The 22,116-nt window shown below is 50.6% G+C and carries 24 protein-coding genes; 8 read left to right on the top strand and 16 right to left on the bottom strand.

The annotated features are described in order from the left end of the window. Positions 1-15 precede the first annotated feature (15 nt). The gene (locus QQZ12_RS02295; protein WP_154987666.1) at positions 16-1,005 is read left to right on the top strand and encodes a zinc-dependent alcohol dehydrogenase family protein; all 990 of its coding nucleotides are present in this window, start codon (positions 16-18) and stop codon (positions 1,003-1,005) included. Positions 1,006-1,070: 65 nt separating this feature from the next. Here QQZ12_RS02295 and kynB read toward each other — a convergent pair whose 3' ends face one another. The 5 genes from kynB to QQZ12_RS02270 all read right to left on the bottom strand — a co-directional run bounded on the left by kynB (position 1,071) and on the right by QQZ12_RS02270 (position 4,737). Next, positions 1,071-1,691, bottom strand: coding sequence for an arylformamidase (gene kynB, locus QQZ12_RS02290; RefSeq protein WP_284723906.1), 621 nt, complete (start codon positions 1,689-1,691; stop codon positions 1,071-1,073). Next, positions 1,692-3,008, bottom strand: a complete 1,317-nt coding sequence (gene kynU, locus QQZ12_RS02285) for a kynureninase (protein WP_284723905.1) — start codon at positions 3,006-3,008, stop codon at positions 1,692-1,694. Continuing rightward, on the bottom strand, positions 2,989-3,828 hold the full coding sequence (gene kynA / locus QQZ12_RS02280; RefSeq protein WP_054096098.1) for a tryptophan 2,3-dioxygenase: 840 nt from the start codon (positions 3,826-3,828) through the stop codon (positions 2,989-2,991). Before kynA ends, kynU begins: the two co-directional genes overlap by 20 nt. A gap of 153 nt (positions 3,829-3,981) precedes the next feature. Beyond that, a complete protein-coding gene (locus QQZ12_RS02275; RefSeq protein WP_284723904.1) occupies positions 3,982-4,476 on the bottom strand; it encodes a hypothetical protein in 495 nt (164 codons plus the stop codon). Positions 4,477-4,578: 102 nt separating this feature from the next. Then, positions 4,579-4,737 carry a hypothetical protein gene (locus QQZ12_RS02270; protein ID WP_284723903.1) on the bottom strand — a complete coding sequence of 53 codons (159 nt, stop codon included), beginning with the start codon at positions 4,735-4,737 and terminating at the stop codon, positions 4,579-4,581. Positions 4,738-4,875: 138 nt separating this feature from the next. Here QQZ12_RS02270 and QQZ12_RS02265 point away from each other — a divergent pair, with 138 nt between their 5' ends. Next, positions 4,876-5,283 carry a hypothetical protein gene (locus QQZ12_RS02265; RefSeq protein WP_123827413.1) on the top strand — a complete coding sequence of 136 codons (408 nt, stop codon included), beginning with the start codon at positions 4,876-4,878 and terminating at the stop codon, positions 5,281-5,283. Between the two features lies 1 nt (position 5,284). Further along, on the top strand, positions 5,285-5,584 hold the full coding sequence (locus tag QQZ12_RS02260; protein WP_102991832.1) for a hypothetical protein: 300 nt from the start codon (positions 5,285-5,287) through the stop codon (positions 5,582-5,584). A gap of 95 nt (positions 5,585-5,679) precedes the next feature. On the opposite strand, the gene QQZ12_RS02255 is transcribed toward QQZ12_RS02260, so the two are convergent. Continuing rightward, positions 5,680-5,865 (bottom strand): hypothetical protein, encoded by a 186-nt coding sequence (locus tag QQZ12_RS02255; protein ID WP_102991831.1) that lies wholly within the window; start codon positions 5,863-5,865, stop codon positions 5,680-5,682. Between the two features lie 251 nt (positions 5,866-6,116). Here QQZ12_RS02255 and QQZ12_RS02250 point away from each other — a divergent pair, with 251 nt between their 5' ends. The 3 genes from QQZ12_RS02250 (at position 6,117) to QQZ12_RS02240 (ending at position 9,457) form a co-directional block, all read left to right on the top strand. Beyond that, on the top strand, positions 6,117-6,893 hold the full coding sequence (locus tag QQZ12_RS02250) for an SDR family NAD(P)-dependent oxidoreductase (protein ID WP_284723902.1): 777 nt from the start codon (positions 6,117-6,119) through the stop codon (positions 6,891-6,893). A 259-nt stretch (positions 6,894-7,152) separates the two neighbouring features. Then, positions 7,153-8,439, top strand: a complete 1,287-nt coding sequence (locus QQZ12_RS02245) for an ABC transporter substrate-binding protein (RefSeq protein WP_284723993.1) — start codon at positions 7,153-7,155, stop codon at positions 8,437-8,439. A gap of 175 nt (positions 8,440-8,614) precedes the next feature. Then, a complete protein-coding gene (locus QQZ12_RS02240; RefSeq protein ID WP_102991828.1) occupies positions 8,615-9,457 on the top strand; it encodes a DegV family protein in 843 nt (280 codons plus the stop codon). Positions 9,458-9,653: 196 nt separating this feature from the next. On the opposite strand, the gene QQZ12_RS02235 is transcribed toward QQZ12_RS02240, so the two are convergent. The 3 genes from QQZ12_RS02235 to QQZ12_RS02225 all read right to left on the bottom strand — a co-directional run bounded on the left by QQZ12_RS02235 (position 9,654) and on the right by QQZ12_RS02225 (position 13,900). After that, on the bottom strand, positions 9,654-11,528 hold the full coding sequence (locus QQZ12_RS02235; protein WP_189318985.1) for a terpene cyclase/mutase family protein: 1,875 nt from the start codon (positions 11,526-11,528) through the stop codon (positions 9,654-9,656). Between the two features lie 135 nt (positions 11,529-11,663). Then, the gene (locus QQZ12_RS02230; RefSeq protein ID WP_284723901.1) at positions 11,664-13,211 is read right to left on the bottom strand and encodes an asparagine synthetase B family protein; all 1,548 of its coding nucleotides are present in this window, start codon (positions 13,209-13,211) and stop codon (positions 11,664-11,666) included. A gap of 389 nt (positions 13,212-13,600) precedes the next feature. After that, positions 13,601-13,900 carry a hypothetical protein gene (locus QQZ12_RS02225; RefSeq protein WP_102991825.1) on the bottom strand — a complete coding sequence of 100 codons (300 nt, stop codon included), beginning with the start codon at positions 13,898-13,900 and terminating at the stop codon, positions 13,601-13,603. A 273-nt stretch (positions 13,901-14,173) separates the two neighbouring features. Between QQZ12_RS02225 and QQZ12_RS02220 the strand changes: the two genes are divergently transcribed. After that, positions 14,174-15,499, top strand: coding sequence for a helix-turn-helix domain-containing protein (locus QQZ12_RS02220; RefSeq protein WP_189318984.1), 1,326 nt, complete (start codon positions 14,174-14,176; stop codon positions 15,497-15,499). Between the two features lie 204 nt (positions 15,500-15,703). Here the strand turns inward: QQZ12_RS02220 and QQZ12_RS02215 are convergent, their stop codons facing one another. The 5 genes from QQZ12_RS02215 to QQZ12_RS02195 all read right to left on the bottom strand — a co-directional run bounded on the left by QQZ12_RS02215 (position 15,704) and on the right by QQZ12_RS02195 (position 18,762). Beyond that, positions 15,704-16,291, bottom strand: a complete 588-nt coding sequence (locus QQZ12_RS02215; protein WP_284723900.1) for an LOG family protein — start codon at positions 16,289-16,291, stop codon at positions 15,704-15,706. Positions 16,292-16,437: 146 nt separating this feature from the next. Next, entirely contained in the window at positions 16,438-17,196 is a 759-nt protein-coding gene (locus tag QQZ12_RS02210; RefSeq protein ID WP_284723899.1) for a YheC/YheD family protein, read from the bottom strand. A gap of 619 nt (positions 17,197-17,815) precedes the next feature. Further along, entirely contained in the window at positions 17,816-18,073 is a 258-nt protein-coding gene (locus tag QQZ12_RS02205) for a hypothetical protein (protein ID WP_102991821.1), read from the bottom strand. A 14-nt stretch (positions 18,074-18,087) separates the two neighbouring features. After that, positions 18,088-18,339, bottom strand: a complete 252-nt coding sequence (locus QQZ12_RS02200; RefSeq protein WP_189318983.1) for a PolC-type DNA polymerase III N-terminal domain-containing protein — start codon at positions 18,337-18,339, stop codon at positions 18,088-18,090. A 120-nt stretch (positions 18,340-18,459) separates the two neighbouring features. Beyond that, positions 18,460-18,762, bottom strand: coding sequence for a hypothetical protein (locus QQZ12_RS02195; RefSeq protein WP_102991819.1), 303 nt, complete (start codon positions 18,760-18,762; stop codon positions 18,460-18,462). A 268-nt stretch (positions 18,763-19,030) separates the two neighbouring features. Here QQZ12_RS02195 and QQZ12_RS02190 point away from each other — a divergent pair, with 268 nt between their 5' ends. Beyond that, the gene (locus QQZ12_RS02190; RefSeq protein WP_102991818.1) at positions 19,031-19,948 is read left to right on the top strand and encodes a sporulation protein; all 918 of its coding nucleotides are present in this window, start codon (positions 19,031-19,033) and stop codon (positions 19,946-19,948) included. 331 nt (positions 19,949-20,279) lie between these two features. Here QQZ12_RS02190 and QQZ12_RS02185 read toward each other — a convergent pair whose 3' ends face one another. Both QQZ12_RS02185 and QQZ12_RS02180 read right to left on the bottom strand, forming a co-directional pair. Then, the gene (locus QQZ12_RS02185; RefSeq protein WP_189318982.1) at positions 20,280-21,047 is read right to left on the bottom strand and encodes an ABC transporter permease; all 768 of its coding nucleotides are present in this window, start codon (positions 21,045-21,047) and stop codon (positions 20,280-20,282) included. Further along, complete coding sequence (locus tag QQZ12_RS02180) at positions 21,040-21,969, bottom strand: ABC transporter ATP-binding protein (RefSeq protein WP_102993777.1); 930 nt, start codon at positions 21,967-21,969, stop codon at positions 21,040-21,042. The genes QQZ12_RS02185 and QQZ12_RS02180 overlap by 8 nt, the downstream gene beginning before the upstream one ends. Positions 21,970-22,116: the final 147 nt, after the last annotated feature.

Below are 22,116 nucleotides of genomic sequence, written 5' to 3'. Positions count from 1 at the left end.
GAGGAGGGATCTTCTTTGCGCGCAATGGTCATCCAACGCTTTGGTGGGCCGGACGTTTTTGAAGAAATGACGCAGGCGCGGCCCACTGTCACGCCGAATTCCGTTCTGATTCGCGTCGCCGCCACCAGCGTTAACCCTATCGACACCAAAATCCGAGCGGGCGCAGTGCCCCATCTGGCTCCGCCGTTCCCCGCGATCCTGCATGGGGATGTCGCAGGAGTGGTGGAAGAAGTGGGGCAGGGCGTCACCCATCTGCAAGTAGGTGATGAAGTCTACGCCTGTACCCGAAACGGAGCGCTGGCGGACTATCTCCTCGTCCCAGCCGCTTCCGTCGCCAAAAAACCGCCTTCCCTCTCATTTGAAGAAGCGGCCGCCTTGCCCTTGGTGACGCTCACGGCATGGGAAGCTTTGTTTGACCGATTAAACTTGCAAGCGGGCCAACGCATCCTGGTTCATGGCGGAACGGGTGGAGTCGGCCACGTCGCCGTGCAATTGGCCAAAGCGGCGGGAGCCGTGGTGCACACCACTGTCTCCACTCCCGAGAAAGCCCAAATCGCCAAGGAACTGGGTGCTGACGCAGTCATCAACTATCGCGAGGAAACGGTAGACGAATATGTCAACAAATACACAGACGGCGCCGGCTTTGACTTGGTTTTCGACACGGTGGGCGGGGACAATCTCGATCGTTCCTTTGCCGCGGTGAAAACGGGCGGTTCCGTGGCAGCCATCGCCGCGCGATCGACGCATGACTTGACCCCGCTTCATAACAAGGGCCTTACGTTGCATGTCATTTTTCTGATGTTGCCCCTCCTCTCCGGAAAGGGATTGGAGCGGCACGGACAGGTGTTGCGCGAGCTCGTCCCCTTGGTGGAACAAGGGCGGGTGAAACCTCTGCTCGATGGCACTTCCTACACATTCCGCGATGTCGCTCAGGCGCACCAGCGCTTGGCTAGCGGACAAGCATTGGGCAAAATCACGCTGGCCAATGAACGGTTTCGCGCATAAGCCACCACACACATAGACATCCCCCTATAGGTCAGGGGGATGTCTGTTTGTTTATGAGCCATGATTCACTTCACCCTGAGCACGGCCCGCACTGGACTGGCGTCCCCGTCCACAATCGGCAAGGGCAAAGCGATGAGTTCGTAATCCCCTTCAGGGACGTGGCTGAGAACGATTCCTTCCAATATGTGAATGCCTTGCTGATTTAGCGCATGATGCGCCTCCAACTCCTTGCTATCAATCGGATCGACCGAAGGAACGTCCACCCCCAGCAACCGCACACCCCATTCTTTCAAGTAAAGCGCCGCGTCGGGGCTCACATGAGGAATCACATGGGGAAACGTCTCCTTCTCCTGCCAAGCGTCCGTGCGGATGAGCAGACGCTCCACTCCCCGCAAGTCATGGGCGGACAACTCCGCTTTGCCGATGCGGGCGCAATCCGGCAGATAGATGACGCGCGCTGGCCCCATATAGACGGACAAATCGAGTTGTTGCGTTTTATTCCCAGCTTCGTCAAAATGATAAGGTGCATCGATGTGCGTGCCGGTGTGGGTACTGAGTGTCAACCTTCCGACATTGACCGATCCGCATTCATCTTTGGTCCATTGCAAGCCAAACTGATAGGGGGTGTCCCCTGGCCACACCGGCATGCCATTGACAAGGGGCGCAGAAATATCATACCAATCCATTTATGCCACGACTCCTCGCTCGTTGAGAAATTGTTCGTATGTTTTGTCTGTCATGATTCGCTTCAGCCGATTGACCGCTTCCCATACTTCCACAAAAGAGGTGTACAGGGCTGTCGGCGCCAAGCGGATCATATCAGGCGCGCGAAAATCTGGGATAACCTCCTCCTCTTTCAACGCTTTACAAATTCGGACGGCATCAGGGTGAACCAATGCAACATGACCTCCCCGCCGCTCATCCTCTCGGGGGTTGGCAATCTCAAACCCCATCCCCGCAAGCCACCCATCTACCAACGCCATCAAGTAGCCGGTGAGCCTGAGCGACTTAGCCCGAATCCGATCGATGCCTGCCTCAGCAAACAATTCGAGCGATCCCGCTATGGGCGCCATGCTCAGGATATGGGGAGTGCCGATTTGAAACGCCCCCGCATCCCCCGCCGGGATAAAGGTGTGCTCCATGTCAAATTGGCGCTCTTTGTCTGAACCAAACCAACCCGCCAACCCTGGCAATGCTGGCAAATGTTTCTCATGGACAAACAACCCGCCCACGCTGCCGGGACCGCTGTTTAAGTATTTATACGAACACCAGACTGCGAAGTCGACACCCCAGCGGTGAAACTCATGCGGCATGGCTCCGATGGAATGGCAGGCATCCCACCCGATCATGATTCCTCGCTCATGCGCCGCTTTTGTTACCCGCTCGATGTCCAAGCGCTGGCCACTCCCATACAGAACCGTGGGCAATAAGACCAGCGCCACCTCATCTGTCAGCTGGCGAACAATCTCCTCTTCATCCAACAGGCGGCCATCCCTGCTTTGGACTTGGATCAGATGCGTCTCGGGGTCCAACCCGAACAGCCGCAGTTGGCTTTGTAGTGCATAAATGTCCGAAGGGAACGTGAGGACATCGGTCACAATTTTGGTACGTTTGCCTTGTGGGCGGTAGAATGTCGCAAGCAATTGGTGAATGTTCACCGTCGTCGATCCGGTTACAATCACTTCATGCTCTTTGGCGCCGACGAGGGGAGCCAAGCCGCCCCGCAACGATTCGGCCAGGAAAAACCACGGTCGTTTTCCCTGCGTCCAACCGCCGATGCCGTAGCGTTGCCATGACTCCAACTGGGCATGCAAGGAAGCTTCCGCCCGTTTGGACAACAGCCCCAACGAGTTGCCATTCAGATAAATGGTGCCTTCTTGGATATAAAATTCTTGGCGAAAGCTGGACAGCTCGTCTGTCTGATCCATTTTCTCCGCCCATTCGCGTGTCAGCGGATCTCTTGCCATGCGATCACCCCGCTCGTTAAAATTGTGTCCGAACATCCCACAGCTCCGGGAAAATCCGTTGTTCCAGTACCCCTTTGAGATAAGGAACCCCAGATGATCCACCGGTTCCCCGTTTAAAGCCGATGATGCGCTCCACTGTCTTCATGTGGCGGAAACGCCATTGCTGCAATCCGTCTTCCACATCCATCAATTTTTCCGCCAACTCATACAGCTCCCAATACCGCTGCACATCTTGATACACGGCCATCCAGGCGGCGGCGACGCTCTGGTTTGCTTGATACGGCTGGGTGACATCCCGCTCCAACACGGCGCGGTCAATGGAAAATCCTGCTCGCGCCAAAGCCCCGATCGCCGCGTCGTAGATGGATGGGGCGTGCAAAACCTGGGTCAACCGTTCCAGCAACGCCGGGTCTTTCTCATATATCCGCAATAGTTGGGCGTTTTTGTTGCCCAAGCGAAACTCGATTTCCCTGTACTGAAAAGACTGAAATCCCGACGCTTGACCCAATTTGTCGCGAAACGCCAGATATTCGGTCGGCGTTAAGGTGGACAGCACATCCCATGCGTAGATAATTTGTGACTGGATTTTGGATACGCGACTCAACATCTTGAAAGCGGTGGCCAAGTCATCCTCATTGATCCGGGTGATTGCCGATGTCAATTCGTGCAAAAACAACTTCATCCATAATTCGCTGGTCTGATGGATAATGATGAACAGCATTTCGTCATGATGCTCCGACAACGGAGTCTGGCTAGACAGCAAACGGTCCAATTGAAGATATTCCCCATAAGTCATGCGCTCTCTGAAGTCGGTGACAATCTGTTCGTCCAACGTATGTCGCTCACTGTGTTCCATATCTTCGTCTCCCCGGTTCATCACTCAGCTTCCACTGACTCTTCGTTCTCCATCAACTACGCTATGCTAAACTCCATCCTATTTTACAATATTGGCAACATTCTCTCCAATCACAGGCGATGACACGTTAAAGCGGCAACGCTCCCCATCGCGTCACTTGATCCCCGAATCAAGCAACGTGATTTTACATTGACCGACGGGAAAAAGCTGAATCTGGAGCGTATCGGGGTCCCGAAGCGCCAAAAAACTCCCGTCATTGGAAAAGTTGACGATAAACCCTTTCACCACCGTCCCAGCATATTCGACAGACACCATATCATAAGGTTTCACTAATTCCCCCAGCGCAAACGGCTGCTTCTCCAGCGGCGTCTCCAACGCAAACTGCAACTGGTAACGCTTGTCGTACATCTCCATGCACCGCGCCAACCCTCTGATCCGGTAAAATTCTTGTGTGACGCAGGCAACGGGCAACTTAAACTTCTCCTGGTGCTTGAGGACAGTTTGGGTCTGATCTGTCACTTCGTCCAACAACACTTCCACATGTCCCGACCGCTCTTTGTAGTCATAGATCAATTGTGCAAACAAAAAAGGGATCTCCACATCCGACACAAACAACCGCCGCAACAGATACGCTTCTTTTTTCCACACAGTATCACTTCTACTTCCTGTTCGTTCTGTCTTCTCTCTCCATTATAATGAAATGCTAACCCAAGATGTCCATACTGAAGTAGCTGCCCTGCTGGTTCGCTGTCATTTCCGTTTTCCCCAAAGCCGGCTAATGACCCAGCCTCCCCCAATCACCAAAACCAGCAACAAGATCAGAAACGCGCTGAGGCGCAACAGCTTCATCACCAGCATAAGCAAGATGAGCAGAGTCACCAACGACCAAGTAAACCATCTCCGTTCCATCGCTTCCCTCTTTTCTTTCGCGAATTCCCCTCCAGATGGCGACAGCTTCCCAGTCCGCCAAAATAAATTGAATAATTTGGATATTATCACTTAAAATAGGATTAGAGAGATATCCATCCAATGTTAGGGCGGGGAGACATGAACAAACTTCTTTTATTCACTACTTGGGATTACTGGAAAAGCTGGCACGCACATGGCTCGGCCATTCCGGCCTGGACTGAGGAGCATGCCGGCCCTTACGAGGTGTCGGTTGAATTTGATGCTTCCTGCATCGGCGAAATGACTGACAAAGGCCTGTTTATCATCAGCAAAAAAAAACCGGATGCGACCAGCCAAATTCACCTTTTCACCAAATGGGATGCGTTAGACCTTTGGCGACGCGGGGAAATCCAGCGCCTGAATTGCTGGACCAAAGACCATGCAGCCCAGTTTGAAGTATTAACAAGCTTCACCTTTGATGAGATCCATGAACATACATATGGTGGCATGTTTATCGCCAAAAGACAAGAAGAAATCTTTACTTATCCCAAATTGGAAGAGGTATGATATGTTCACACATCGGTTCGAACAAGAAATCTTGCTCATCCAGCGCGATATCCAAGACTGCGAGCGGCAGATCGCCTTTCATCAGGATGAAATGCAACGCGCCCACCGGCACGGAGAAACGGAAATCGAACGTTTTCACAGGCAGGAGCAATTGCGGTGGGAACGCAAACTCCGCGAATGCACCCGCGACCTGATTCAAGCCGAACAACGCCTTGAACTGGCCAAACAAGAAGAAGCTGCTTTTCTCGCCCGTAACTCCGACGCCAGACAAGCCGGACGGAGCCGCAATACGTGGAGTTGACAAAACCCCCTTCACCTGCATGTGAAGGGGGTTTTGTCAACTGGAAGCGATTTGACCCGCTTGAGACCAGCAAATAAAACATCATAGCATTGCTTCTATATGCCTAGCTCCGTTTCGCTCATCACCGTCTCGCAAATGTAGCACAACCATTTTTCTCCCACTTTTTCTACTTGTCCACCTGGCGCATGACAACATGGACACAAGTCGACTTTTTTCTTCTTCCCCACCCCGTCGCGATCCCAAAACGCAATAACTGCCTGTATTCTCACTAAGCCTGTCATTACGTTTCCCCCTTTTCTTTTCCTGGTATAATTATAACATTCTGACAATTATGGGAACAAGTGGAAACTGTCAATTTTTGTGAGTTAATAGATTCCCGCCATCGATGACAAAACCTTACACCCACCGTCAACAGATGGGATGAAAACAGCTCAATATGAAAATTGTTGAAAGTCAACGAAATGTAGTAAGATGACTGCGAGAATCATATAAACATGATTTTAGAAAATCCCTCAAAGCGGAGGAACGGATAATGGGTATCGCTTTAATCACTGGAGCTTCAGAAGGCATCGGCAAAGAACTGGCCACACTATTTGCCGCCGCCGGACATGACGTGGTCTTGGTTGCGCGCGATCAAGCTAAATTGCACGCTGTGGCCCAATCCTTAAAAAAGAACCATGGCATCCAAGCACATGTCATTGTCCAAGATCTCGGCCAACCGCACGCAGCGGAAACGGTGTATCGAACATGCCAAACAAACGGGTGGACCATTGATTATCTGGTTAACAATGCCGGCTTTGGCTTATTAGGTCCTTTCACAACCACGAATCTGTCTGTGGAAGCCGACATGATTACAGTCAATGTGACCGCCCTAACGCAACTAACCAAACTGTTTGTGCCACATATGGTTGCATCCCGATCCGGCCGCATCCTACAAGTGGCATCGCTGGCTTCTTTCATGCCGGGGCCGCTAATGTCCGTCTATTACGCAACGAAAGCGTATGTGCTCTCTTTTTCTGAGGCGCTACAACAAGAGCTCCGCGGCACGGGCGTCACTGTAACCGCGTTGTGTCCCGGCCCCACCAATACGAAATTTAAACACCGCGCTAAGATGAACAACCCACCGCATGTGGACAAAAGCGCCCTCGATGTCCGCCGGGTGGCACAGGCGGGCTTTAACGGCATGATGAAAGGGCAAACTGTGGTCATCCCTGGGCTAGCTTACCGCTTCTTTGTCTTTGCCTGCCGGTTTCTGCCACGCTCTTGGGTCGCCCGCATTGTCCATTTTAATCAAAAGCAACGCCTGTAGAATATGTCTGATGATCTTGCAAGCTGACGCATGTGAGGAGGCAGAAACATCTTTTCCAGATCAAATCCAGCAAACAAGGAACGGGAAAACGATATTGAAACTACCAGACATATTTATCAGACACGACTTAGACCAAAGGCAGATCAGCCCCTTCCAACAAAACTATATACTTTTATTCCAAAATATTAGATAATAATTCTAGTTTGATAATTAAAAACTTTCCAGTAAACTGCACAAGGAGGGTGCTCATTTGCGAAAAATGAAGTTCAATCTTGCTCTTCTCGTTGCTTTCACACTGGTATTAACAGCTTGTAGCCAACCGGCAGCCACTTCTGCTCCAGAATCACCTGAGCAGTCGAAAGCATTGGAATTGTACAGCTGGTGGACCGAACCGCACGAAGAAGCGAGCTTAAACGCCTTGTTACAGGTGTTCAAACAGCAACATCCCAATGTCAAAGTAGTCAAGTCGGGGGTACCGGGAAGTGCGGGTACCGGTTTCCAAACGAAGATCGCTTCCCGCATAAACAGCAATCATCCTCCTGATGCTTTTCAAGTCCATGGTGGGGCGGAGCTAACCGTCAGCTTGGCGGCTACTGGCAAAATGGAGCCCCTTAACGAGCTGTTCACTCAACAGGGCTGGATTGACACATTTCCTGCTTCCCTTGTTCAAATGGTCAGCAAAGAAGGCAATATCTACGCCATTCCCGTCAATGTCCACCGCAGCAACGTGCTTTGGTACAACGCATCCCTTTTCAACCGATATGGATTGAAACCGCCAACGACATTTGACGATTTCTTCGAGGTAGCTGAGCAACTCAAGCAAAAAGGCGTGACACCGTTGGCCTTGGGTAGCAAAGAGACTTGGCCTGCCACCCAGCTATTCGAATGCGTCCTGGTGGGCACCCTGGGTCCGATTGATTACAATAAATTGTGGAGCGGTCACATTCCCCTAGATGATCCCCGTATCGAACAAGCCTTCAACACTTACAAAAAGATGCTTTCTTACGTCAATCCCGACCACGCCACCCGTGATTGGCGCGCTTCCGTACAGATGGTAGGCAAAGGGGAAGCCGCGATGACCGTCATGGGCGATTGGGCCAAAGCGTATTTATCCCACGAGCTAAAATTAAAAGTAAATGAGGAGATCGGCTTTGCCACTGCCCCCAACACCAAAGGAATCTTCGTAGCTGTCGTGGACGCTTTCGGGTTGCCCAAAGGGGCCAAACACCCCGACGCCACCAAAAAATTCCTCGAAGTGGCTGGTTCGATTGCCGGGCAAGATGCGCTCAATTTGCGCAAAGGCTCGATTCCCGCCCGTTTGGATGCCGATATGAACAAGTACGACGCCTACAGCAAACAAGCCATGGAAGATTTCAAACAGAATCATTTCTCCCCCAGCCTCGCTCACGGATCAGCCGTTCCCCCTGCGTTTTTAACTCCATTGAACCAATTGCTTCAGCGCTTTGCAGCCGACGGGGATGTGGGCGCCGCCCTCTCCGCCTTCAAACAAGCGGCGCGCGCAAACCAGATCGGCACAACGAAATAAGCGAAAGCCAAAGCGGTTCGAACCGGATCGCTTTGGCTTCTTCCTCTGTCCACTTCGTTTCCGATTTTTATTATTTTTATACATAATAATATATATTTCATAATAAAACCATTCCATTACGCTTGCATACCACTCAAACTAGAAGTATACTGGATGTACCAAAAGGGGGATTCTAATGCAAAAAATCGCAGTTGTGACGGATAGTTCGGCAGACCTATCGATAGAATTTGCAAGAAAATTCAATATTCATGTTGTTCCGTTGCGCGTCATTTACCAGCATGGTGAATACCGCGATGGGATCGACATTACTCCTGAAGATGTGGTAGAACGGTTGGACCAAGAAATCCCTACCACCTCCATGCCCTCGCCTGAAGACATGGCCCGTTTGTTCCAACAGTTGGAGCAAGACGGATTCACCCATTGTATCGTCATTCCCGTGTCCCCCAGTTTAAGCGGCACGTACAATACCTTCCGATTGATGGCTGATGATTACTCCATGAAAATCGATGTAATCGATTCCAAAGGCGTTTCCTGGATCATCGGCTTCCTCGTATTGGAAGCGGCCAAGCTCGTCCAGGAAAATCGGCATTATCAGGATATTCTGAACCGTTTGGAAGAAGTGAAGGAACGCATCAAAGGCATCTTTATCGTCGATTCACTTGAGTATCTGCAAAAAGGCGGACGCATCGGCAAAGTGGCCGCGGCGCTCGGTTCCATGCTCAACATCAAGCCGATCATCACCTTCGACCAAGAAGGGAAGCTCACCCCGCTCACCATGGCGCGCGGCAAAAAGCAAGCGTTGAAGAAAATGTTGGAGCCGATCACTGAGCAGATCAAACAGGCCAAAGCAAGCATCGCCATCGTGCACAGCAAAGCCGAACAAGAAGCGGAGGCGTTAAAAAAACAATTGCAAGAATACGAGAACATACTCCATCTGCACATCAGCTCCATCGGCCCCGCCTTGTCCGTGCATGCCGGTCCGGGATTGCTCGGCATCGTCATCAAAGGCGAAGAATAGCTGAAGCCATCTGCCTTTTGCGAACAAAAGGGATGGTCAGGCCTACCTCCGCGCAAATCGGGAGGCAGTTCGTTCATCACTTCGCTCACAAATCACATCAGACCCTTTGACAGGGTTGTTTATCGCCTGAACCATCCATCTCCGTGAGAGAAAGGATGGTTTTTGTTCGTTCACCCACCCGCTTTTCACCCGAACGTCAGCCCCATTTTTTTAGATACCGGGTTAGTGTTTGCAACGGCCAGATCAAGGGGTAACTATGGTACGTCGCATAAAATTGTCCCGCAAGCCCCGCTCCCACCGGATACCGCCACTGCCATGAGTTGGGCTGTTCTAATAGCGACAGCAAACAGGCCATCCCGCGCTCAATCGCCGGAGTCGGCTGTTCATGATACGAGATCAAGGCGTCAAGGGCCCATGCCGTTTGCACCACGGTCGATTGCGGCAACCGGATGTAAGTCCGTTTCACATCGCTTTTGCAGGATTCCCCCCAGCCACCATCTTCGTTTTGTTTGGATAACAGCCATTTGAGCGCTTTTTCAATCATCGGCTGATGACGTGGCACACCCACCGCCGACAGTCCAGTCAAAGCCGCCCAAGTGCCATACAGATAAGCAATCCCCCAACGTCCAAACCACGAGCCGTCCAACCGCTGATGGTGATACAGCCAACTCCAAGCACGACGCACTTCGGGCCGGTCAATCGTCCAACCGACATGCTCGCCCAGAAAACGCAACACCCGCCCGGTTATATCTGCACTAGAGGGGTCTCCCCACACTTGTTTCCCTTCTTTCAGCGGGATCAGAGACAACCACCGTTTATCCTTATTCTTCTCAAAAGCCGACCAACCGCCATCATCATTTTGCATCGACAAAAGCCAAGCCAAGCCGCGCTCCCACGCTTCTCCCTCGGCTCCTGTCCCTCGCAACGGAGACAAAGCGCTTAGGCTCGCCAAAGTGTCGTCAATATCGGGATTAATGGTATTACTACGGGAAAACCCCCACCCGCCCGGGCGGACACCGGGATTGTCGCGCGCCCAGTCGCCGAGGCGATCCTGTTGCATGGACAACAAAAAGCGGGCACCGCGCTGCCACGTGTCGCTACCTTGCTCAAGCCCGGCCATTCTCAGGCTTTGCAACACCAATGCCGTGTCCCACACCGTCGATGTCGCTTCTTGAATATGTGTTCCAGTCGGCGTAGGACAAGCGAATGAAGCCAATCCTCCCATTGCGCGTCGCACGACAGGGTGGTGTTTGGGATAGCCCAAGGACAACAACGCAAAAATCATCAGATAGGTGGTGGATAGGTAACTGTACAGCGTGCCGTCCCCTTCGATTCGGCTCAGCATAAAATCCCGTCCCCATCGCACCGCCTTTTCATGCAACTCCCGCCGAAGCGCCGCTTGTCGACGAATCTCTCGCATCGCCACTTCCAAACTCCACCCATCCGGTAGCAGAGATTGATCGCTTGGCAAAGACGGCGCTTGCGGCAACCATTCATCAATCTCCTGTTTCCCCGGCAACTGGACGGAAAACCGTCGATCCGCTGTCAAGATGGCCGGAGCTACATGCACCCGAGCGTAACCCACCAAATCAAAAAATTGAATCGGACTCCAGCGGGGCATCAAAAAAAATTCCACCGGCACTCTCATCCTGAATCCCCACTGTTTGTGACCAAACAAACTGAGCGTCACCTGGGTCAGACTCCCCGCACGGCTCGGCCCACCTTGCTCCAACAAAAACTGGCGCGCCCGCTTCATCCGTGGATCGCTCGGATCTTTGGCTCCTGTATAGAAAAGAGCCAAACTCGCCTCCAATGTCGCCGACACGTTACCCTCCGACTCATCAGGATAGGTTTTCCATGTTCCCTCATCGGTCTGATTGGCCAACAAGCGTTCAATCAAAGCTGGTTGCAACCCGTCTGCCTCCATCCCAAGCACCTTTAGCAGCAACAGATAATACGCATCAGTCATCGGCCCGCTTTCAAAACAAAAGTTCCAACTCCCGTCCGCGGACTGGGTGCCAAGCAATTGCCTTTTTAATCTCTCCCTTTGTTCTCTGATCCGTTCTACCACGAACCTCCCCCCTCTTCCACCATCCCTCCTCTCTAACTTATTCACAGAAAGCGAAAAAACCACTCACTCCCGCTTATAAGGGGTTCTGGGGCAAGCTTTGTTAAGGCAACCGCTTGCCCATCTTGTCACCCCGGCTTAAGAAACAGTGAGTCGTTCCAGTCCGCCCAACCACTGTTCAACCTGCTTCATCCACCGCATTTCTTCCCATAAGGTCGCCATATTCCCCCTCTCTGTCCACAGCCGCATGACTTGATCCGGGTCGACCCATTGCCACTCCACCAAATGGGGATGCTCTTCCAACCATTGTTTGCCCGTCCACGCGCGCAGATGCGGCGGAACCCATCCACCGCGGCCAACCGTGGCCGGAGGGCCGGCGAACAGCGCGGGAAGATTAGCGGAAAGCCCCATCCACCCACTCAACAACTGTAGGGACAAAGCATGCTTCTTTGGAACGGAAATAGCCACTTCCAACCATTCCCGACTCAAAGCCGGATACAAAAAACGCAAACCTTCTACCCGCCAAAACGGGGTGTAAAACAAAGCGTCCTCTTCATTCAACCAGCTTTGCATCGGCCACAGGCGCGAATGGTGCGAACGCAACTCCAGCTCACGCGCAAGCAACTGTTCCTTGGCTTTTTTGGTGAACAACGTCGATGTGGGAAACAATGCTTGCGACCACGGCTGGTTGTTTCGCCACCGTTCCCAGTGAATAAAAAGCGCAGGCCTTCTCGCCTCCGCGCTACTTGCGGCAAAAACGGCATCATAACACAACCGTGTCACCTGATCATGCACGCATTGCTCTCGCCAATAATGAAGATGTGACGCCGCGAGACGAAAAGATGGCAGCCATGTGGCCAGCGCATTTGCCTTGGGAGCGGCCTCCCATTCCAAAATAACGCAGGGCACTTCCGCCAATTGCGAAATACGCTGAGCTTGCACACAGGCAACCTGTGTGTCCCGTTCATTGATCATATAGGCAACCAACGGGCCGGAAAATGGCTTCAACAAGGAAACGGTAGCTGGCCCCTGTTCGCCGTCGCTAAGCAGTACGCCCATTTTCTCTTCCCGGCGCCCCGGTTCACGCCAGAGCAACCGTTTCACCATCGCATCGTGCAAGTAAGACATAAGATCTTCGGTACGCCATTTCATCAGGTGCGGTTGCGGAGAAGGAACGTCAAACGCACGAACCCGGATGCGTTCATTTTCATACTCAGCCAATCCCCCGGCGGGAAGGCGGTGTATATCACGGTAGAAAGAAGCCGTTTCCGGCAAGCCCCCGTGTAAATAAGAATCGAGCACCCGGTCGGAATCCACCTGCGTCAACACCGAACGCCCCGCTTCAAGCAGATCAGGCACGGCCATGGACCACAGCCATTGCCGCCCCCGCTGCCGGTAATACAAAGGGGATTTGCACAAAAAACTGCGATAGAAAAAACCTTTTCTCTGATGGCGGTCAAAATAAACCAATATGAACGGGCCATCCATTTTCTTCAAAAAACCATATCCCCGTTCCACTAATTTCGTCAATTCACGCCAAGCTTCAGCCTTGCGCCCTTCGTTTAAATATTTTAAAAATAAATGAATTTCTGGCGACTGACAGTTCCAAACCTCACCAAAAAACTGCACCTCGCTCCGGAAAAAAAAGGGGTCGACGATTCCCTTCACCACTTGCCCGTCATCCATGGCGACTCAATCCTTTCGCACGCGCTATTGCCGCACCTCTTCGCCTTGATGATATGCAAACCGCAAAAAAGCACAGCCAACTTTTGCGACTGCACCTCCCTCCTCTTTATTATACCAAATAAAAAAAGACCTATGAAAAGGTCCTCATCAATTCGCTCTATTCTATTATCTTCTCTATGTAATCAATCGGTTTTTGTCGGACCTGCTGGAGAATACGTTGCCAAGATTTATATCAAAGGATTTTTCCGTTTTGCGCTGTCATAGAAGCAACAGTGGTAAAAAGGGGAAACGTTTCAGAGATGAATGGATGAATGGCTTGTGGAGTTCGTTCTTGCGTTCCTTGCAGTTTAGTAATCAAAATGATAAAACATCAATGCCTTATTAAAAAATCAACCAAAAATATCGAATGAACGCCCAGCAAAGATTTTTACGCCGTCTTGCACTTCTGCCTCGATCAAATCCATCAGCGGCAGACGGATCACTTGCCCGTTTTCTGTTTCAAGTTGCAGGGTTTTGACGGAACGCCGCGAATGATGATGAATATAGCAGGTGACCTTGACATCCGCGCATTGGCTTTTTCCCTTGTCCATCGGCTGATTCTCCAGTAATTCAACCTGTGAACGCTGTTTTAGATCCGACAGAAACGGTTGTACTTTTTCCATTTGACCCTCTACTTGTACCTTCAACATATGAAACACCCTCCCGGTATATTCTCTCTTTGTTTTCTCACACATATCAATAAACTGTTACTGATACCAGTTTATAAATCTCTAAGACAATTTGCAAATTAATAAAAAATCACAAATGAGGGCAGGGTTTATGAAGATATTTGCCTAATTAAATAAATATCCCTCACATTGGACAAACATATGCATTGGCAAGTTGCACATTTGCATAAAAAGGAAGGGATTTTCCTCCTAATCAACAAAATAATTTTTTTTAAAAACCAGGAGGTGAAGCTTTTGTTACCGCTTGATCACGAAAACGCCGCGCGGCTGATCAAGAAAAAACGCAAAGAACTCGGGTTGCGACAAAGTGATTTGGTGGATGACTGCTTAAAACTGCATGCCATCAGAAAAGTGGAGAAAGGAGAAATTGTGAGTGAGGATGTCATTATCCGCATTTGCAACAAACTATCCCTCGATCCTGAACATCTCTCCGAATCGTATGAAGATGTACGCGATGGCGAGGAACAACTGAAGTTTAAGTTATTTGCCATCGAACATGACATAGACATGGTGGGGCCAGAAGAAGGATTGGAAGAGCTTCGCAAGCTAGAAATCGACAATGACCACCCTTTGCAGGCTTGGCATTTGTTTTTGAAAGGCAAATACAATGACCGCAAAGGGCACTGGAAGAAAGCCCAAGCCCAATACCTTAAAGCGCTCAGCATCATCAACCAACACCCCGAATTGGAAACGTCCAACCTGAAAGCTTCCACTTATAACGAGCTGGGCCGTTGCTGTTACTATCAAAACGACTTGGAGCAAGCATTGGCATACATTGAAAAAGGATTGGAAGCCTATCATCCAGACACGGACAGCGACCGCGATTATATTATATACATCCTAAAGATGTCGAAGGCCATTTATTTAGAAAAGCTAAACCGCAATGAAGAAGCCATGCGCACATTAGAAGAGATGTGGGCGGACATCGGCAAGATCGACAGCATGGAAATTCGACTGATCATGTACGAAGTGCATGCCCAGCTTCTCATCAAGCAACAATTGTATGAAAAAGCCGTCGAATATGCCACCAAAGCGATCCGCATGGCTCGTTTGGATCAAAACGTGGATCGGTCATTTGAATTATGGACAGCTCTGGGAGAAAGCTTCAAAAACGCCAATGATCCCTCCAAAGCGGAAATATGTTTTCGCACCGCTTTAAAATTAGAGAAAAAAGTCAGAAAAAAAAATATCTTGGTATCTACCTATACCAAATTGGGTGTGCTATACTTAGAGACAAAAAAAATCACCCTCGCACAACATGCTTTGGAAAAGGCTGTTCAGCTCGGGCAACGGACCAACGACGCATTGAAATACTGCACTGCACTCACTGCGTTAGGAGATTGTTATATGTCGCAGAAGCGAACGAATAAAGCGCGGGAATGCTTTCAACAAGCCCTTCATCTTGTTGAACGCCACGCGCTGAGATCCCATGAACCCGAGGTTCTGGTAAAGCTGGCCCAATGTTGCGAAGGGGAAGATCATGAAAACTATGAGAAATACAAAAATAGGGTATTTCAGTATTATGTGGAACATTATGTGAAAGGAGGGGATTCGACATGAAGCTTCGCGGCCACGGCGAACCACCTCAAGCATAAAATAGCATTTCAGAAAGAAGCAGTCATGTCCCTATGACTGCTTTTTATACATTTATAGTATAACATTACCGACCATAGAAAATGAATACATCCTCACAATCTTTTTGAAAGCATCATGCGAAGCACCCACCTGGCAAAGCCCCAACAGGCTGGTGGGTACCGCTGAGGATTATTTCCGCTCAGCCAGCTCCGTCCATTTCGTCTGCAACGCTGGTGGCTGATATTGCTCCATCAGCGCCAACAACCGAGCGGGTTCACTCTCGCAAATCACGATTTGCCCATGGTCCTTCGGAAAAAATCCCTCACTGACCGCCTTTTGGATCATGTCCAACACCGGTTCATAATAGCCGTCAATATTTAGCAAACCAATCGGCTTCTTGTGAATACCAAGCTGTCCCCAGCTCAATACCTCAAACACTTCTTCCAGTGTGCCGTAACCACCTGGCAAAGCGATGAAACCATCAGACAGCTCCATCATCTTCGCTTTTCGTTCATGCATGTCCGCCACTTCGATCAATTGGGTGAGTGACTGGTGAACCATTTCACCCCGGAACAAGGCCGTCGGCATCACGCCGATCACTCGTCCACTCCCTGCCAATGCGGCTTCGGCCACTGCCCCCATCAAACCCAAGCGCGACCCCCCATAGACCAACTCGATTCCCCGCATCGCCAAGCATTTTCCCAATTCCCGGGCCGCTTCGCGGTAAAGCGGTTTGTTGCCGGGATTAGAACCTGCATACACACATATCCGTTCCATTTGCATCCTCCTCCGATTTCCCATCATACCTTGCTGCCTCTGTACTGATTTCTAAATTCTACCAAACCACTTTCAGGTTGACAACCATAAAATGGAAAATGACTCCCGATGCTTGCACAACTAAACAAGAGGCGGAAAATTCCGCCTCATCCATGCTTCCGCACCTTTTTCGCCGCTTCTCGATACTGAGTGATATCTTTTTTTCGCAACTGCTCCAAAAACAGGGCAAGGGATGGTTTGGGAAAAGCATCTAGCAACCACACCCAGCCTTGGAAATCCACCGCAAAATCAAACCCCAGCATGCGTTGTCGGGGAAACGACGGCGACAATCTTTCTGCCGCGCGAATGGCCAGCCGAGTCATCGTGTCCGTCAAACGCTGCGCATCGGGAGAACAGATGTTAGACTCTTCCAGCGCCGTTTGAAGGCTGAAGCGGTCTTCCTTAAACTTCTTGCGCTCTGTTGCTTCTTCCGCCATCACCACGATCATCCCCAGCACTTGCCACTCTGCCTGTTTTGGTTCTATGCGGTGCGTCAGCACCCGTACCTCAAAGGGTTGTCCGCGCACTTCCGCCCGGGGGATGGCCTGTTGCAACAAATAAGGAGCTCTAGATTTATGCATCAGCCGTTGCAACCGCGGAAGCAATTCTTCCGTCGGGATGCGAACGGATTTCATGTCCATGCGCCATTCAGCCCATTGGCAGTCGAGCCTCCGCAATCGGATCTCTCTTCCGCCTTCTTTTCTGCCTGTCGGTTTCAACACCAATTCCGGATACCGCCCCCACATCCAATGAAAACTCTCCGCATTCAACAACCAGGTCTCCGGCAAATGGTCTTCCATGATCTCGTCATGAAGGAGAAGCTGATAAGCCCCATCCCATTGAACCCCGACCTTTTTCAAATGCATCCTCCCTTTTCTATTAACCTATTAATAGGATATGCATCCGTTTGCTGACGGCGACGGACAGGCTCCCAGAAACAGAACCTGATTTCTATGCGGCAGGACCACCAACTTCCAACCAGGTGAAGACAATGTCCCCAGCCTCTTTCATTTCAACGGCTGACACCAACAAAAGCTAATCTCCCAACCGCTGAATGATCGGAAGGGCCATCATCTCCAGTGTCGATAAGGACACCCGCTTGCCCGCTTTGATTGGCAGGTACACCTCATTCCTGCACTTGGGGTCTTGTCCCTTTGACGGTCCATGTTGTTCCGAAAAAGTAAGCCTCCGACTCACTTGATCCGTGCATAGGCTTGTCTCACATCGGGTCGTCACCTGAACCATGATGAAGTTTGAAAAAGCCACATGTCAAATGAGGCCGAATGATCTGACCACTTATCCTTTGGTGTAAGCCACGTTGTCAGGGAGAATGCACGGGCGGTCGAATATGCCGGTGATCCCTTCTATATTTCAATGTAGAACCTCCCCCTAACTCTATTCCCCAAAACACATGGTCGTGACACATCTTTTCTGTGAATCTGCTGCCCTCAAGAAGCGGAAACACGACGCTACCTGGTAAGCTTGTCACAGGTGGTCGGTTCCGCGTTCCCCTCGGAAAGTCAGGCGCACCGGCACCTCTTGACCGGTGATGCGGCGATAGTACTTGGCAATGAGCGAATCCAACTCGCGCTCCCGGGCCATCTGCCATACGGCCGGATTGGCAAACACCACCTCGATCTGTTGCCGCTCCACTCGCCACTCAGCTTGTCCAAACCAAGTCGCCGCGGCAGGCGTGTGCGCTTGTTCGATCCATTTTTGAATCCAAAACCGGTATTTGGCCAAGACGACCTCATGGTTTAAACGGTCATATTGAAAAAAAAAGAGACCTTCACTTCCGGTTCAAAGTGCTGTCTCACGCGCTGTTGCAATGTTTGCCATATCTCCGGTTCAAGCGGTTCCCCCGCGTGGAGGTGCACGTGCCACGTCCGCTTAGCCTGATCCACCCGTACTTCTTTGATGCGGGCATGAGCCAATTCACGTTCCAACCATTCCGGCGGCAATCCCACTTCCGTAAACAATTGTCGCAACGCTTTGCGCCCTTGGTCCATCCTCATCCCTCCATAAACGCTTCTTATCTTCATTCTAACAGATGTTCGCATGTCGAAACCAGAACACGTCGACACCCTCTACCCGGTCATGAAAAAAAAACGCCCACAAAGGGCGGAACGCTACGATCTTTTTACCCACTCGATCTCATCCACATGGCACGGGTGAAATGCATGACACTCGCTCACCCGGTAGTGCTTGTCATAAATCACAACCATCCGACCCGTCTGGCGGGCCAATTCTCCATACACGGAAACCGTGTGCGCTCCGGTTTCCGATTTCTCCCACATACAATCCATCCCTAGCTGTTTTAATGACCATTCGACATCGCTTTTCTCCCGGCCCACCGGTGCAACTCGCATCAACTTCCGGCTTTGCACTTCTTCTCTCAATCTCTCCTGCCTCTCTTGCATGAAGCTTCCCATCCTGCGTCCCTCCTTGATCTGAATCAGATGATGATGCCTGGCCATCCCTCTCATAAAAGATCAACCATTGACAAATTCATAAGATTCAGCATTATTCCGTCGTGGCATAAAGCAAATACTTTGCCAAATCATCCCAGCGCTTGTGCAAGAGCACCCAACCGTTGCAATATCAAGCGCCCACGGCGCGTCATGCGTCCCTTCAATCAAGCAATCGGTTTTAACAGCGGAATAATCAGGTATATTTATTTAAAAAAAGGAGACAGCACCCATGGTATTCAAAAAATTTATGGCCAAACTCGGCAAAGGCGGAGCCAAAGTTGATCTTATTCTCGACAAAGAAGAATATGCTTCAGGTGAAACAATCCACGGAGAATTAATGATTCTTGGTGGGGCTGTTGCGCAGGAAATCAACAAAATCGATATTGATTTTGTGGTTCAACTCCATGGCAAAGAACAAATTTTCACCCATCTGATTGAACGTTTTCCCTTTCACGAGGCGTTCACCATCCAACCTGAGGAACGAAAAGTGTTGCCTTTCACTTATTCCTTGCCCACCAATCTTTTGCTGTCGGGCCACGCCATCTCTTACACCTTTATCACCCATTTGGACATCGCTGAAGCGATTGACCATAAAGACCATGATCCCGTCATCATTCAAGCTCCTCCGCGATTGAAGCGAGTGTTTGCCGCCCTGTCTGAACTCGGGTTCACCGAAAAGTACAGCTCGCGCTCCTTCGACGGGCATTTGCAGGAGTTCGAGTTCGCACCCACCTCCCTATTTTGCGGCGACATCAAAGAGCTTGAGTTCGTCGCCAAAATAGAGGATGAGGGCATCCATATGTTGATTGAAGTAGACATCCCTTCATTTATGGGCAAAAAAGAGGTAAAACGGGAGATCTACCTGGACAATAGTCTATTGGAACAAGGTTCAGAGCTGACTGATCAGCTGAAGCAAATCATCGCCGAAATGATTTCCTCCCCTTTATCATTTGCGCATGACAAAAAAACGTTTTACCACAACTACCACCAAAAGTGGTCCCGGTCTACGGGAGCGATTGGCGGTTTTGCGGCGGGTTGGCTTGCAACCGAACTGCTGGAGGATTTGTTTGAAGACGCCTTTGCGGACGGCTCGGAAGCAGATGAAGACGGCTTGTTCGCTTTTTCAGAAGAAGAGGAAATCGATTAGAGAGAAACGCCACGGAAGCCTTGTTGCCGGCCCGATCACGGCTTCCGTTTACGGCGATTCTCCGATTGATCCAACCTCAGGCAATTCATTGGTGCGAAAAACCGGAGTTGCTACAATGACACATCCATGATGTAAACGGGTGTGGCATGTTCGCCAAGGTATCTCTGACAACGATGTCCGGCGGTCACCCGCATGCATCCCCAAAAACAACATATCTTTTATAAATTGATTAACAATGCTATAAATTCCTTCTTGTTTTTCAGAAAAACCAAAGATTCCCCTGTCACAAAGCAAACGACCATCCCCCTGCTTGGAGAACAGTCGTTTTGTGTTACACAGCCACGTCCCGCTTGGTGAAAGACACCCAAGCTACTGCATGAAACAATAGAAAATGCAGCGCCAAGATGACGACGGAAAAACCGACGCTCATCCCCGGGAACGGGATCGGCTGTCCCGCCTCATACTGACCCAGGTCTAGATTGGCCGCCAACAGGTATTTACCCCATTCCATCTCAAATGACTGGAGGATTCCCACTAAGAACATGCCAATGAATTTAAGAAATATGCTCAAGCCGATTCCCAGCGAACTGCTTCGGGAGACGGTGGAAACAGCAAAAGCCAAAGTTACCATCATCACCGTTTCAATCAGGTAATATCCATACTCAGTCAGGATCTGACCGCCGATCTGATCGAGGGGACCCCATCCGAAAAAGACCAAGCCGAACAATAAGCTCGCGACAAAAAATAAGACAAGGCAAAACATGCTGAACAACACCGCGGCCGCATACTTGGCATACAAGATTTTGGTCCGGTTGGCGGGGCGAATGAGCAATAGCTTGACCGTTCCCCAATTAAACTCACTGGAAACGATATCCCCGGCGACAATCATCGACAGAACCAACGGCAAGATAAGCAGATGACTACATTGATACGCGAACCCCCACAGGTCGGAACCGAATTGGGATGCAGAGGCCACATATGCCAAAAACAGGGCTGTCCCAAAAACCAAGGCGATCAGGATTGCCAGCAAGACTGCGGTCCGGGGTCGTACAAACACTTTGAGCCACTCATTTTTGACCAGCCGTACAAACTTACCCAACCGTCTCACCTCCCGTAATCTCCAGGAAACGGTCTTCTAGCCGTTTTTCCAGGGCCTTGATGGCATACACTTTTACACCTTTGGCCACCAGTGCGGCATTGAGATCGGCGATCTGGGCTCGTTCCAATTCTATGACAAATCCGCGCGGCGCTTCCGTCCACGGTTGTGACCAATCCAATTGGCGAAGCACATCCGCCACACGGTTCAAACGGTCCACTTCAAATTCCACCGGCATGGCGCCTGTCTGCTCCGTTCCCCACTCATCCACTGTTTTCACATCAATCAACCGGCCATGCTGAATGATCGCTACTCGATCACACATTAACTCCATTTCAGACAATAGGTGGCTGGAGACCAAGACCGCAATCCCTTCTGACTGGGTCAACCACCTCAAATAGTCGCGCAACTCGCGAATGCCGGCGGGGTCCAGCCCGTTGGTCGGTTCATCCAAAATCAACAGCGATGGCCGATGCAAAATCGCTTGCGCCACACCCAGTCGTTGCCGCATCCCCAGCGAGTACGTTTTGACTGGTTCATCAATCCGTTCCTCCAGCCTCACCAATGCGATCACTTCTTCGATCCATTCTGGGGAGACGCCTTCCACCATATTGGCAAAATGCAGGAGGTTTTGATACCCGGTCATAAACTTGTACAGCTCCGGATTCTCAACAATCGCTCCTACATGTTGAATCGCTTCTTCAAACTGTTTTTGTAGACTGACTCCGTTGATGAACACTTCCCCTTCAGTCGCGGCCATCAACCCGACAATCATTCGGATGATCGTCGTTTTTCCCGCTCCGTTGGGACCCAACAGACCAAAAACCTCACCTGGATTCACATCAAACGAAACGCGGTCGATGATGGTTCGTTTACCGATGGTTTTGGTTAAATCTCGTATGCGGAGCACCGGAGTCGTCGGCATGTTGTCACCTTTCACTTTTGTTTCCACTCCTTTGTCCACGACCTCCATCATCAACCCTACAGGAAAATAACAAATTTTATCAAGACAAATCTTTCAAAATCGGCACAATCATGTCCTATCGTGTTCAATGAGAGTGATCTTGCCGCT

The sequence above is a fragment of the Laceyella tengchongensis genome (genome assembly GCF_900182735.1).
In the GTDB taxonomy this organism is placed as follows: Bacteria; Bacillota; Bacilli; order Thermoactinomycetales; family Thermoactinomycetaceae; genus Laceyella; species Laceyella tengchongensis.
The sequence above is the reverse complement of the archived record's forward strand: the minus strand, read 5'-3'. Positions and strand labels throughout refer to the sequence as shown.